Source organism: Methanothermobacter sp. EMTCatA1 (assembly GCF_002356395.1).
In the GTDB taxonomy this organism is placed as follows: Archaea; Methanobacteriota; Methanobacteria; order Methanobacteriales; family Methanothermobacteraceae; genus Methanothermobacter; species Methanothermobacter thermautotrophicus.
The window spans coordinates 18,109-31,442 of sequence record NZ_AP018336.1 but is presented as its reverse complement, the minus strand read 5'-3'; the positions used below and the strand labels follow the sequence as shown (position 1 = coordinate 31,442).

Genomic DNA, 13,334 nt, shown 5'->3' with positions numbered 1-13,334 from the left:
TAATTCAACACGAGAAGAATGATATTATCATGTAGTCCACTGGAGTTAATAAAAATTGCTGTGCTGAATCCCCAGCCTGTGAAGAAGCCGGATCACTGCTGGAAAACAAAAAATTCTTTCTCAGGGATACCCTGTTAAAAAAGGAATTATAAACCCCAGAAAACAGAAAAATCATTTGTGGGCATAGTAGAAGACCATTCCTGGGCCTGCAGAATCCAGGCGGGCGAAGCCGAACCTCTCAAGCTGCACAACATCATCAACCTCCAGTTCTGATGCGTCAGCCTCGATGACTCCCCTCACCCTGGAGGCGTCCGGCATGATGACCTCGGCCTCAAGGGCGGACTCTGCAGGGACCCAGTGTATCATTGAAGCGCCGAGTTCACGGGCCTCCTCGATGCCCTCACTGTGGTACCTCAGTTCACCCCCAGAGTAGATCACGTTAACCGCGTCTATGAGGCGCAGCGGTCCTTCCCCAAGGTCATCGCCCGGCAGGTACACCTCACCCCTCAGTTCAAGTACCCTGTTCCCGATTTCAGGGTGGTCCGGGTGTAGGGGCCTTTCAACCCTGACAGGTCCGGGTAAACCCACCACTTCAAGTTTAACAGGATCTGCAGCAAAGAAGTACCTCCTGGCCTCCTCTTCGAGGATGCTCCTGTTGAGGCCGTAGATCTTCTTCCAGCTCATTGTGGAATCTGCTATCTTTACGCCGATTTCAACCATTAACTTTCTTATGGCCTCCGGTCGTATACCCCTCCTTGCAATGGCCCTCAGGGTTCCGAGGCGTGGGTCGTCCCATCCAGAATACTCACCCCTGAGGATGCCCTCACGGGCCCCCGAGGTGCTGAGTGCAACGTCGTCCATCTTCAGGCGCCCGTAGTGTATGAATTCGGGGGGCTCCCAGCCAAGGTGCCTGTAGAGGTACTCCTGCTTCTCGCTGTTTGCCAGGTGGTCCTTACCCCTCAGGACGTGTGTCACGCCAAGGAGGTGGTCATCAACCGCCACTGAGAAGTTCATCATGGGGTAGACCCTGTAGCGTGTACCGGTGCGTGGGTGCTCTGCCTCAACGATCCTCATTGAGACCCAGTCTCTTATGGCAGGGTTTGGGTGGTTCAGGTCCGTTTTAACCCTCACAACGGCTGAGCCCTCCTTCATCTCGAACATTTCCCTCCATCGCTGGAGGTTCTCCCTGAAACCAAGGGACCTGCAGTGACAGGCCTCTCCCCTGTTCTTGAGTTCCCTGAACTCCTCCGGCCTGCATGTGCATACATACGCACCACCCCTCTCTATGAGTTTCTCTGTGTACTCATAGTAGGTTTCCATGCGGTCGCTCTGGATAACTGTCTCATCCCATTCAACGCCCAGCCACTCAAGGTCGGCTGGAATCATATCGTAGGCCTCCGGGTCAACCCTGCGGGGGTCCGTGTCCTCTATCCTGAGGATGAGCCTGCCGTCATATTTCCTTGCATATTCATGGTTGAGGATCGCGGCCCTTGCATGGCCTATGTGGAGGGGTCCGCTGGGGTTGGGGGCGAACCTGAGGACCACCTCACCCTTCACCCCGGCCAGTTCCCTTAGACCCTTCCGCTTCTTCTGTTTCCTCTCGGTGATCTCAAGGCCCAGCCTCTCCATCTCCTGCTGCTGCTCCTCGGGGCTTAAACTGTTAACCCTCTCAACAGCGGCCTCAACTGCTTCCTTAACCTGGGGCGCCATCTTCCTGAGTTCAGGTTCGTTGCTCATGACGGCCCCCATGACGGCCCCCGGGTTTGCCCTTCCCCTGTGTTTCACAGCGTTCAGGAGTGCGTACCTGTAGACAAGGTCCTCCACTGGCACCACCTAGTGTTCCCTTTCAAGGACGAAGTCGGCTATCATGGCGAGGGCTTCCCTTGCATCCGATTCCTCAAGTACCTCGAGGCGTTCCTTTGCCATCCTCACATGGTCCAGGGCCACAGCATGGGCATATTCTGTTGCCCCGTATCGTTCAAATATCTCTATGGCCTCTGCCACAAGTTTCTCGTCCCCGGAGCCCAGGATGGATATCAGCCTCTCCCTGTCCTTCTCTGATGCCCTCTCAAGTGCCTTCACAACCATGAGGGTCATCTTTCCCTCTGCTATGTCACTGCCCACTGGTTTGCCAAGGGATTCCTCGTCACTGACCACGTCGAGGTAGTCGTCGTGTATCTGGAATGCGAGACCAATGCATCTGCCATAGTCCTCGAGGGCGGCGATCTCCTGGGGTGAACCACCACCCATTATCGCCCCGGCCTTTGTTGCTGCTGCGATGAGGGTTGCTGTCTTCTTGTAGATCATCTCCATGTATTCCTCCTCTGTGACGTCCAGCCTCTCCTCGAATCCCATGTCAAGGGCCTGGCCCTCACATATCTTGACGCAGGAGTCAACGACAACTGCAAGAGCTTCCTTCACCATTTCAGAGTCACCGTTCCTGATAACCGCCTCGAAGGCCTTTGAGAAGAGAACATCACCGGCGAGTATGGCCATGGGTTCCCCCCAGAGGACATGGACGGCAGGTTCGCCTCTCCTGATCTCATCGTCATCCATTATATCATCGTGGATGAGTGAGAATGTGTGGATCAGTTCTATTGCCGCTGCAACACCCGCAGCATCCCCGGGGTCTCCGCCAACAGCCTCAGAGCTTAAGAGGGCCAGTGATGGCCTTATCTTCTTACCGCCTGCTGTGATGAGGTGTTCTGATGCTCTGAGTAGCGTCTCGGGTGTTATGTCACTGATGGACTCCCTTATCCTCTCATCAGCCATTTCAGAGTACTTCCTTAGAATATCCATTACTTCCATCATCGGATACCTCCATTAAAGACCTGTGCCTGTCCATTCCTTAGGATATGTATATCGTTACCCAGCTTGTAGCCCTCCTCCTCTGCTATCTCTGCGTAGGCCGAGAGCATGCTCAGGTCACCGTGGGCAGGTATTATGTGCATGGGGTTCAGCATTCTTATGAAGTCCCTGTGGTCCTCCCTTCCAGCATGCCCTGACACATGGGCGTTGGTGTAGATCCTGGCACCGCTTGATGCCAGACGCCTCTCCATCAGGTTCCTGTTGGCAACGTTCATGGGGTTCGGGATGACCGGGGCTGATATCACAACATTATCACCCCTCTGTATCCTGAACTGGGTCTTTGCATTGGCTATCCTTGGGAGCAGTGCGTCGGGTTCCCCCTGATGTCCCGTGGTTATGAGGAGGTAGTCCTCGCGCTTTGCCTCTGCACGTGCAAGGGCCCTGTTAACTGCCTTGGGACTTCCATATATGCTCGCATTCTCAGGGAGTTTCAGGATCCCCATTGCCTCTGCGAGTCCACAGTAGCGCTCCATTGACCTTCCCAGGAGAAGCATCTGCCTGTCGCTCTTTGATGCTATGTCACTTATGGCCTGTATACGTTCCATGTGGGATGAGAAGGTTGTCACGATCATCCCGGTCTTCTCCTCCAGGGGGTTCTTCATTATGTCCTCCAGGACTATCCTTGCAACCTTCTCTGAGTGGGTCTTGACCTCCTGCTTCTCATTGGCCCTTGTTGTCTCGACTATCATGGCGAGGACGCCCTTCCTTCCAAGTTCCCTGAGACGGTGGTAGTCTGGTGGTGGGGATATCTTCTGGTGGTCGTCGAATTTGAAGTCCAGTGCATAGACTATTATGCCCTCCGGTGTGTGCAGGGCTGCTATCACTGACTGGGGTATGCTGTGGGTTGACTGGATGAACTCCAGGGTTATACCCGGTGATATCTGACACTTCTCCCCGGCGTTCAGTACCTGGAGTGTGTTGAGGACGTTGAACTTCCTCTCAGCCTTTATTGTTCTCTCTATGAGTGCTATGGTGTAGGGTGTTGCTATTATGGGCGCCTGGTACCTGTGGGCGAGTTTTGCAACTGCCCCTATATGGTCAAGGTGCCCATGGGTGAATACTATGGCCCTGACCTTCCCGTCAACGTCCTTCATGAGGGTATCGTCGGGGATGACCCCCCTCTCAATGAGGTCGAGGCTGTGCATCCTTGCTATATCTGTGTCCTCATGTATGTGAACCCTGTCAAGGTGAATCCCCATATCAAATATTACAACGTCATCTCCTACCTTAACGGCGGACATGTTCTTACCAACTTCCTCGTATCCGCCGATCGCAATTACTTCTACGCTCAAATTATGACCTCCTGGCGTATTTTTTAGTTTCAAAGCCCCTTTGGTTCAGCCATTCTCCTGTATGGCCTGTTATTATGACTGGTGATTTTTTAAGATCGTCAAGTGTCTCTGCACCTGCCAGGTACATTGCAGTCCTGAGGGCCTCATTGAATCCCTCAATTACCTTAATAACTTCCCTGTAGCCATGCCCCGCTGCTTCAAGGACCGGGAGTGCAATCCCCACCATTTCTGCACCGAGGGATATTGCCTTGGCGGCGTCGATCCCGCTCCTGATACCCCCTGATGCTATTACCGGGATGCTGACAGATTCCACGACCTCCACGGTGCTTGCAGCGGTTGGTATGCCCCAGTCCCAGAAGAGTTCTCCGAGGTACCTGTCATCCGCCCGGTATGTTTCCACGGCAGCCCAGCTGGTGCCGCCTGCACCTGCAACATCTATGGCTGATACACCACAGGATTCAAGTTCAATGGCATCCTCTGAGCATATACCTGCCCCTGTCTCCTTCACCATTACCGGGACGTCCACTGACTCAACTATTGCTGATATGGACTCGAGGGCCCCTGATGAGTCAACGTCTCCTCCGGGCTGTATGGACTCCTGGAGTGGGTTGAGGTGCACTGCCAGGGCGTCTGCATCTATCATCTCCACGGCCCTTTCAGCGTATTCGATATGTGAACTTCCAATGTTACCTATGAGCATTGCTGAGGGTGCCTCCTCCCTTGCGATGGTGTAGGTCCCCTCAAGTTCAGGGTGCTCCACCCCGGCCCTCTGACTTCCAAGTCCAAGTGCTATTCCAAGTTTCTCTGCCGCCCTGGCAAGTTCCCTGTTTATCTTCATGGAGGCCGGGTGGCCGCCTGTGATTGCACTTATCATTACAGGAGATGATAATTCCCTGCCGAGAAAATCAAGGCTTATATCTATCTTTTCCTTGTTTATTTCAGGTATGGCTCTGTGAACTATCTCAATATCCTCGAAGCCTGTCTTCTTCCTGTACTCAACATCACAGCTGGCGCACAGGATCAGATGCTCCAGTTTCCTATCCGAAATCATATTTTAACGCCCTTAAAAATTTTCCATCACCCTATAAATTCCTTTGAATGTTGATTGATAATCGTGAATGTCCTCAATGTTTCCCTGTGATTCTTGTGCCCCGTACCTCCTCTCCCAGGAGGGCCCTCTCAATATTTCCGGGCACTGCAGCATTAATTATTTCAGATTCCACACCCTTCTCTGCAAGCAGAAGGAGTTCCCTTATCTTACCGACCATTCCACCCGTCACATCAGTGTTAAGTGTCCCGTCAAGGGATTCAAGGTCATCGAGTGATCCTATAACATCAAGGAGCCTTGCATCGGGGTGCTTCTTAGGGTTCCTGGTGTATACCCCGTCCACATCTGTCCCGAGTATGACCCTCTCCGGCATCAGCCTCAGGGAGAAGTGGTTTATCAGCTGGTCTCCTGATATGACAGAAAATTTCAACCTCCTGTCTGAGTCAAGTACAACGTCACCGTAGACCACCGGTACCATACCCTCCTCAAGGTAGGATCTGATCAGTGAGATATCCGCGTGGCTTATGCGGCCAGCATGGGCCCTTATGAAAGCTGATGGCTGCATTGAAACTGCTGGAATTCCCTCAGCAAGGAGTGCGTCGCATACATGGCTGTTAAGCTTTTTAACCCAGTTCTGGGTCAGTGCAAATCCAAACCTCCGGCGCCTGAGGTCCTCCTCATTCTCTATCTCCGAGCCTATCCTGTACTCACCTGCAAATGGGTGGCCAAAGGACCCTGCGCCGTGCACTATCATCAATGATGATGGCGAAGCGTTCCCTATCTCTGAGGCTATCCTTTCAAGGTTATCCCTGTCTATTGCAGGTTCCTCAGAGTCCTTCCTGGTAATTACACTTCCACCAAGCTTGAGAATGATCATTACATATGCACCCTGTGAATATTAGATGAGTCCCTTAACCGAAAACTCTGCCCTCATGGCTTTCCAGTTCCTGTTAAGGGCCGTGACAACATCATCCACACATCCCGGGCAGTGGGCTATTATGCTCCCGCCGCCGCCGGCTCCTGTGATCTTTGAACCTGCTGCCCCGGCGTTCCTTGCCTCATAGACCATCATTGAAAGTTCACGTGTGGAAACGCCCATGGAGTCCAGCAGCCCCTGGTTGAGGTTCATGAGCTCCCCCAGGGGTTCTGTGTTGTTCCTTAGAAGTTCCCTGTATGCTGTATTGGTTATGGACTCAACTGTGTCCATTATCCTCCCCATGATATCCGGGAATCTCCTGAACCTTTCAGCTACGCCGGCAACCATCCTGGCTGTTTCCCCTGAATAGTCAAGGTGTGCTATTACAAGGTCCCCCAGGTCGGCCTCAAACTGCCTCACCCTCCTCTGGCTGTCAAGGTATACAAGGCCCCCATAGGTGCTGATGGCTGTGTCAAGGGGGCTGGCGGCTCCCTGTACATCAACCTCCACCCTGTGGGCCCTGGCTGCTGTCTCCCCGGGTCCATGATCCCTTCCATGGTACCTGTCGAGGGCACCTATCAGTGCAACGGTGAGTGCAGCCGATGAACCTAGGCCTGAACCGGCGGGTATCTCCATCTCCACCCTGATGTCAAGGGGTGATGCGTCATGGTAAAGCTCGAGGCACCTCCCGATGTAGTCCAGGATGCCACCGGATGGTCTCTCTGAACTGTGGCGTATACCCAGGGAGGGGATGGTTACATGGGTGCTGCTGGATTCACTTACGGTTACAGTCACCCTGCGGTCTATGGCGGCTGCTATTGCCGGCTTGCTGTAGACCACTGCGTGTTCACCAAAAAGAATGGCCTTGGCAGGTGCGGATGCCGACGACTTCAATGTTTCACCCTTATCTCAGGACAAGTGAGGCGTAGCCCACCACCGAGCTGCGGTCACCGGTAACATCTCCACTTGTTGCATATCTCAGTAGGTCGCATTCTGTGGCTCCAAGAATCCTTGAGGCTATGATGGTAGCCGCTACCGGCCCATAACCGCACATGGTTGCGTTGAGTTCACTGATAACACCGTACATGCCGGTATCATCCATTGCTGTTATCCTGTCAATGATCCTTCTGTCGGTGGCTTCAGCAATGTCCTGTGGACTGTAGTGTGTGAAGTCTGTGCTTGCGATGACAGCCGCATCCCTTCCGGTTTCCCTGATGGCTGATGCGACCGCATGTCCAACATCGGCGGCTGTCTCATGGCCCTGCATCCACATGGTAACTGGAACTATCCTGAAGTTATCTGTGAAGTACTGGATGAAGGGTACATGCACCTCACAGCTGTGCTCGGCGAGGTGTGCTGTCTCATCCAGGTCTATGATCCCTGATTCTCTCACAATGGCTTCTGCAAGCTCTGAGTCTATCTCCACTGTACCGAGGGGTGTCTCCCATGCACCCTGCTGCATAAGCGATACACCTGACCCCATCCCTGTGTGGTTGGGGCAGATTATCACCAGGGTCCCGGGGATTCCATCGGATACCAGCTCATGGTAGGCGTGTGCTGCCACGGGTCCTGAATACATGTAACCTGCGTGGGGGGCGATCACCCCCTTTATCCTCCTCATGGACCCCACTGCCGGAAGGGTGCCGGGTCCGAGCTCATGCTCGAAACACCATTCAATGCGCCTTCTGAGGGCCGCGGGGTCCCGTTCATAGAAAGCTCCCGCCACTGCAGGTCTCCTTATCATATGACCACTTCTAGATCTTCAGTTCGAACTCTGTTGGAGGTATGTCCAGGTCCTCATCCTCCTTGAGGATGCCCTTCTCCCGGAGGAACTGCCTTGCCAGTAACCAGTAGACAAGGGCTATGGCCTTACGTCCCTTGTTGTTGACGGGTATTGCTATATCAACATTTCCAAGGAGGTTTTCAGTGTCACAGAGGGCAACCACAGGTATGCCTATCTGTTTGGCCTCGATGATTGCCTGTGAATCTGATCTTGGATCTGTGGCCACCAGGACCTCCGGTTCAATGAACTTCGCATAGTTAGGATTTGTGAGTGTACCGGGTATGAACCTTCCAGGTATGGTCCTTGCACCTGTAACTTCACCGAATTTCCTCACAGGTTCCTGTCCATACTGTCTTGTTGAAACAGCGAGGATGTCATCGGGTTCATACTTTGAGAGGAACTTTGAAGCCGCGATTACCCTGTCATTTGTCTTCCTTATATCGAGGACGTAGAGTCCGTCTGATCTCACACGGTAAATGTACTTCTCCATATCAGCTGTTTTCTGCTGTGTTCCAATGTGCAGTCCTGCTGCAAGGTATTTGTCCAGTGGTATTAGTAGTTCTGACAATCTATCACCTCAAATAAGTTTCAATATTTAAAATGGCAGATCAGCCATCCTTGAATATGGAATCTCTTCCTGTATGCGTATGAGTTCGTTGAGTTTGGCTATCCTCTCACCGCCTATTGCACCTGTCTTTATGAGGGGTGCTCCGAAGGCCACCGCAAGGTGGGCTATGGTATCATCTGTTGTCTCACCTGACCTGTGTGAAACCACAGGGGTGTACCTGTTCTCGAGGGCCAGTTTGACGGTGAGGTAGGTGTCTGTGAGGGTGCCTATCTGGTTGGGCTTGATGATTATGGCGTTGGCTGCACCCATCTCTATACCCTCCCTGAGTATCTCCCTGTTGGTCACGAAGATATCGTCACCACAGATCATGCAGCGGTCACCAACCAGGGATGTCAGCTCGGCGAAACCCTCAAGGTCTCCCTCATGGAGGGGGTCCTCGACATAGTACATGTCATAGGTTTCAATTATCTCCTTAACAAATTCTATCTGTTCGCCTGTGTCCTTCTGGACGTTCTCCTGCCTGTAGACGTACTTCTCAATCTCAGGGTCCCAGAATTCGCTCGCTGCAAGGTCCAGCGATGGTCTCACCTCAACACCGAGTTCATCTGTTACCTCCTCACAGGCAGTGGCCTGTATCTCCAGGGCGTCCCCGTTTGAGAGGCTGGGCACCCATCCGCCCTCATCACCCTTACCTCCTGCAAAGGACGGGTCCTTCTTCTGGATGAGCTCCCTTATCCTCTTATGGACGGCTGCATTTGCGAAAACCGCCTCGGTTATGTCCTCAGCACCCACAGGCACAACCAGGAACTCCTGTATGTCAGGGGCGTTTTTTCCTGCGTGGGCCCCCCCATTTATCATGTTACCCAGGGGGTAGGGTATGGATGTTGCAAGGTTTCCGCCGAGGAACCTGTAGAGGGGCATGTTGTAGGATGATGCTGCTGCCTTTGCGGTTGCCATTGAAACAGCCACCACGGTGTTACCTCCCAGAGATGAGAGATTTTCGGTCCCGTCGATCTCCTTTAGGACGAGGTCTATGTCCTGGAGGTCCACTGCATCCATTCCTATGAGTTCTGAGGAGATTATATCCTCGACCTCTGTTATTATCTCATCAACCCCCCCTGATGGGAAGGCTGCAACCTCCCTGGAACCTGTGCTTGCACCGCTGGGGGCTGCAGCCCTTCCAAAGCCGTTCCAGGTTATAACATCAACCTCAACCGTCGGGTTTCCCCTGCTGTCAAGAATTTTCCTTACTCTAACATCTTCAATAATACTTTCCATTAAAACACCTCATAATAAACTCTAGACTGAAAAATAGTGGTTTATTAGAGTTTATTTGTCTCTTCTAACGTCCAGTGGCATGACCTTCTTTTCAAGTTCCTTTCTGGCTATATCAACAGGGTCCAGTGACTCCTTGATCTCAACGAGTGGTCTTGCACCCATTGATATCTGGAGTGCCCTGGCACCTATCAGCCTAGCCCTTTCAAAACGTGTGAGTTTTTTTGACGCCATATGCATATGCCTCCAAGAAAAACATTAAAATAGAGGTTCTTGGATTCGATTTGATGGGACCGCCGAGATTTGAACTCGGGTCTCCAGCGTTCCGGTGCTGACCATCCCCGTTCCAGTTGAAAAGTCCGGAAACTTCTTCAATGGCTGGGAGGATGGACCAAGCTACCCTACGGTCCCCTACCATGTCTCAACATGTGAAATTAACATTCGTCTGCAGCAGTACCTCTTGAGACCCAGGTCATCAAGCACGTCCTTGGGGTCCTCTCCATCAGCCACTCTCCTCTGATACTCATTGAAATAGGCTGATACAGGTTTTCCGCAGCTTAAACATCTTACTGGAATCATACTGAATCATTCTACTCTTTAGTTTATAAAATAAAAATATATAAAGTTATCGATTGATCTACCTGTAACTCTTCTGTCTCCTTGCACGGGCGCCTCGGCCCCCGTACTTCTTGGGCTCTGAACGTCTGGGGTCTCCCACCAGCATTGTCCTGTCGTACTGTACGAACTTCTCCTTGAGGTCCATGTCACTGGTCCAGTCCACGAGTCCCCTGGCGATGACCATCCTTGCAGCCTCGGCCTGTCCAACTATACCCCCACCAACGACCCTGACGTTTATGTCAACGTCATTTATAACGTCGCCGGCAAGTTTCAGTGGTTCCATGATCTTGAGCCTTGCAAGTTCAGGTGTGTAGAGTTCAACCGGGACCTTGTTGATCCTCACTCTACCCTTACCTTCCCTGATGGTCCCCCTTGCAATGGCGGTTTTCCTTTTGCCGCTTGTGTGAATAACCTTCTTCATGATTACACTCCCTATCTAGAATTTAGCACCCAGAAGTTCTGAGATCTCTCCGAGTTCCATTCCCTTTTTTATGCTGCCTGCCTTTGCATCGGGTATTTCAACCATTTCTTCATCCTTGAATTCACGTGGAATACCCACATATGCCTTGAGGCCCTTGAAGGCTTCTCTTCCCTTTGATTTCTTGTAGGGTAGCATGCCCCTCACGGTCCTTCTGAATATGTCGTCGGGCCTTCTGGGGTACTTGGGACCCATCCTTCTGGGGTTGGATATGCTGGCCCTGTCAATCCTCTGCTTGTACTTGCCGTATGCCCATTCCTTAGAACCTGTGATCAGGATCTTCTCGGCATTTAAGACGATCACTTCCTCCCCCTCAAGGAGCTTCTTGCTGACGACACTTGCCAGTCTTCCAAGGATATGTCCTTCTCCGTTGATGATCATGAGCAACACCTTATTCTATTATCTTTATGTTCTTAATGGCCGGGTTCTCTTCAACAATTTTTCCGAGTGTCAGGCACTCTCCCCCGGCCCTCTCGATCTTATCCCTTGCTGTCTGTGAAAATGACAGGGCAACAACCTGGACCCTGTGGTCAAGGTTTCCGCTTCCAAGGACCTTTCCAGGCACGAGAACTGTTTCATCCTCATCGGAGTGCCTGTTTATCTTGGATATATTGACTGCAGCCCTGTTCCTTGTGGGCCTTTCGAGTCTCCTTGCAACGTCCTTCCAGATTGCTGCGCCTTCCTGGGATGATTTTTTCCTGAGATTACGTATGAGTTTTATAAGATTGGGATTCGTCTTGGTAATCTTCCTTACCATTGGTTAGCCTCCTTCACAAAATGTTATTACCTGCTCTGCCTTGTCCCTGAGGATGTCACAGGCCTTAAGGAGAACATCCTTTGGGTCAACTGATCCGTCGGTCTCTATCCTGAATATGAACTTGCCTTCCTCGTATCCCACATCTATGGCCCTCTTATCACATGCCCTGACACAGCTCTTGCACATTGAACAGTTTTCAAGGTCAACAACCACGGGTTTACCTGATTCCTCTCCAAGAACATCCCTCGGGCATGCCTCGATGCATTCAAGGCACTCGTCACAGTCTTCACTGAACTCTATCCTGGGGTAGTATTTGTATGCGCATGCTGTGGTGGGTTCCCATTTCGCATGTTCCCTTCCCACACCCAGCTGTGCGACGGCCTCCAGTTCAAGCTCATCATCATCTCCAAGCTTCACAAGGGGAATGTCAGGGTAAACCGGTTTAACTGCGGGTGTTTCTGAAACAAGATCCCCTGAGTAAACAACACCCGGGCCCTTCTTCCTGAGGGTGAGGGATACACTGCACTCTGAGCAGTACTCCTCACAGTCGCACTCCTCAGGCATTTTAAGGGATTCAGCAAATTCAGGGTCAGCTGCAAGGGGTACAAGCCCCAGCCTGTGGGCCAGTACCTCATCGAACATCTTGGCGTCGTTCCTGTACATGTTGACGTACTCAATTGCCAGTTTGGGGACCTCCATCATGCAGATCCTCCTTATGGCGTTTATGAATGGAACCGTGACGCCGCTGACCACAAAGACCATTTCGGTATCAGTTTTTTCCTTAAGAGCAATATCCATTTTAGACCCTTCTTCCCCTCTTACCTCCAGGTCTACCTGTTCCATCGTGAGGTATGGGAGTTACATCCTCAATTTTACCTATCCTCATTCCAGCCCTTGCCAGTGCCCTTATGGCTGCCTGTGCACCTGGTCCGGGTGTCCTTGGACCGTTTCCACCAGGAGCCCTGACCTTTATGTGCAGGCCGACGATGCCCTTCTCCTTTGCATCATCAGCTGCCCTTGTTGCGGCCTCCATTGCAGCGAAGGGTGAGGACTCCTGACGGTCCGCCCTCACAACCTTACCACCGGACCACTGTGTTATGGTCTCTGCACCGGTTATGTCTGTGATGGTGATTATTGTGTTGTTGAATGATGAGTAAATATTTGCAATTCCCCATTTTTCCTTCTCAGCCATTTTATCTCTCCCTGAAATTATTCAGCGTCCTGGGCTGCTTCTATCTGTTTTTTCATTGGGGATGATGGGTAGAACCCTATCTTATCCTCTTCTCCCCTTTTAACTATGTATCCCGGGGCGTCGATCTTCCTTCCGTCAAGGGCTATGTGGCCGTGGATGACCATCTGCCTGGCCTCCTTCACGGTCCTTGCAAGTCCCCTCTTGTGGACCAGTGTCTGGAGTCTTCTCCTGAGCACGTCCTCCACTGTGAGGTCCAGGACGTCCTCGAGTTTGGCGCCCTCGTTGAGTATTCCTGTCCTGACGAGGTGGCCCAGGAGCTGTTCCCTCTCCTTCCCTGTGTGTTCACTGGCCATACCAAGGAGGTACCTTGCGTCCCTCCTGTATCTCCTCACCATTGTCTCTGCTTTCCAGACTTCCTTCTTGTTCTTGAGGCCGTATTTTGCCACGAGCCTGTTTTCTTCCTTTATTCTTTCAGCGTTCCATGGGTGAGGTGGAGTATCATACTTTTTCCTTGCCTTACGTGGGTGTCCCATTTTAAC

The 13,334-nt window shown here is 52.0% G+C and carries 17 protein-coding genes and 1 tRNA gene; all 18 read right to left on the bottom strand.

The genetic code is table 11. From position 1 onward, the window contains the following. Positions 1-171: 171 nt before the first annotated feature. The 18 genes from gltX to rpsD all read right to left on the bottom strand — a co-directional run bounded on the left by gltX (position 172) and on the right by rpsD (position 13,328). Positions 172-1,833, bottom strand: coding sequence for a glutamate--tRNA ligase (gene gltX / locus tca_RS00260; RefSeq protein WP_115892770.1), 1,662 nt, complete (start codon positions 1,831-1,833; stop codon positions 172-174). Next, positions 1,834-2,811 (bottom strand): short chain isoprenyl diphosphate synthase IdsA, encoded by a 978-nt coding sequence (gene idsA / locus tca_RS00255; RefSeq protein ID WP_286708911.1) that lies wholly within the window; start codon positions 2,809-2,811, stop codon positions 1,834-1,836. Then, complete coding sequence (locus tag tca_RS00250) at positions 2,808-4,160, bottom strand: RNase J family beta-CASP ribonuclease (RefSeq protein WP_010875689.1); 1,353 nt, start codon at positions 4,158-4,160, stop codon at positions 2,808-2,810. The genes idsA and tca_RS00250 overlap by 4 nt, the downstream gene beginning before the upstream one ends. Before the next feature lies 1 nt (position 4,161). Next, complete coding sequence (fni, locus tag tca_RS00245) at positions 4,162-5,211, bottom strand: type 2 isopentenyl-diphosphate Delta-isomerase (RefSeq protein WP_010875688.1); 1,050 nt, start codon at positions 5,209-5,211, stop codon at positions 4,162-4,164. Positions 5,212-5,284: 73 nt separating this feature from the next. Next, positions 5,285-6,085: an isopentenyl phosphate kinase gene (locus tag tca_RS00240; RefSeq protein ID WP_010875687.1), complete on the bottom strand. Its 801-nt coding sequence runs from the start codon at positions 6,083-6,085 to the stop codon at positions 5,285-5,287. Positions 6,086-6,106: 21 nt separating this feature from the next. Continuing rightward, positions 6,107-7,018, bottom strand: coding sequence for a mevalonate kinase (mvk, locus tag tca_RS00235; protein WP_115892769.1), 912 nt, complete (start codon positions 7,016-7,018; stop codon positions 6,107-6,109). Positions 7,019-7,028: 10 nt separating this feature from the next. Next, positions 7,029-7,868: an AmmeMemoRadiSam system protein B gene (amrB, locus tag tca_RS00230; RefSeq protein WP_115892768.1), complete on the bottom strand. Its 840-nt coding sequence runs from the start codon at positions 7,866-7,868 to the stop codon at positions 7,029-7,031. Between the two features lie 10 nt (positions 7,869-7,878). Next, complete coding sequence (gene rpsB, locus tca_RS00225; RefSeq protein ID WP_010875684.1) at positions 7,879-8,475, bottom strand: 30S ribosomal protein S2; 597 nt, start codon at positions 8,473-8,475, stop codon at positions 7,879-7,881. Positions 8,476-8,502: 27 nt separating this feature from the next. After that, entirely contained in the window at positions 8,503-9,753 is a 1,251-nt protein-coding gene (gene eno / locus tca_RS00220) for a phosphopyruvate hydratase (RefSeq protein WP_010875683.1), read from the bottom strand. 51 nt (positions 9,754-9,804) lie between these two features. After that, positions 9,805-9,984 carry a DNA-directed RNA polymerase subunit K gene (locus tag tca_RS00215; protein ID WP_162828720.1) on the bottom strand — a complete coding sequence of 60 codons (180 nt, stop codon included), beginning with the start codon at positions 9,982-9,984 and terminating at the stop codon, positions 9,805-9,807. 54 nt (positions 9,985-10,038) lie between these two features. Continuing rightward, positions 10,039-10,161, bottom strand: a tRNA-Pro gene (locus tca_RS00210). Next, positions 10,162-10,329, bottom strand: a complete 168-nt coding sequence (locus tca_RS00205; protein ID WP_010875681.1) for a DNA-directed RNA polymerase subunit N — start codon at positions 10,327-10,329, stop codon at positions 10,162-10,164. Between the two features lie 58 nt (positions 10,330-10,387). Beyond that, entirely contained in the window at positions 10,388-10,789 is a 402-nt protein-coding gene (locus tag tca_RS00200) for a 30S ribosomal protein S9 (RefSeq protein ID WP_048061175.1), read from the bottom strand. Between the two features lie 15 nt (positions 10,790-10,804). Next, positions 10,805-11,227, bottom strand: coding sequence for a 50S ribosomal protein L13 (locus tca_RS00195; protein WP_115892767.1), 423 nt, complete (start codon positions 11,225-11,227; stop codon positions 10,805-10,807). Positions 11,228-11,237: 10 nt separating this feature from the next. Beyond that, a complete protein-coding gene (locus tca_RS00190) occupies positions 11,238-11,603 on the bottom strand; it encodes a 50S ribosomal protein L18e (RefSeq protein ID WP_010875679.1) in 366 nt (121 codons plus the stop codon). A 3-nt stretch (positions 11,604-11,606) separates the two neighbouring features. Continuing rightward, on the bottom strand, positions 11,607-12,401 hold the full coding sequence (locus tca_RS00185; protein WP_010875678.1) for a DNA-directed RNA polymerase subunit D: 795 nt from the start codon (positions 12,399-12,401) through the stop codon (positions 11,607-11,609). 1 nt (position 12,402) lies between these two features. Next, positions 12,403-12,795: a 30S ribosomal protein S11 gene (locus tag tca_RS00180; RefSeq protein ID WP_010875677.1), complete on the bottom strand. Its 393-nt coding sequence runs from the start codon at positions 12,793-12,795 to the stop codon at positions 12,403-12,405. Between the two features lie 17 nt (positions 12,796-12,812). Next, positions 12,813-13,328 carry a 30S ribosomal protein S4 gene (rpsD, locus tag tca_RS00175; protein WP_010875676.1) on the bottom strand — a complete coding sequence of 172 codons (516 nt, stop codon included), beginning with the start codon at positions 13,326-13,328 and terminating at the stop codon, positions 12,813-12,815. Between the last annotated feature and the right edge of the window lie 6 nt (positions 13,329-13,334).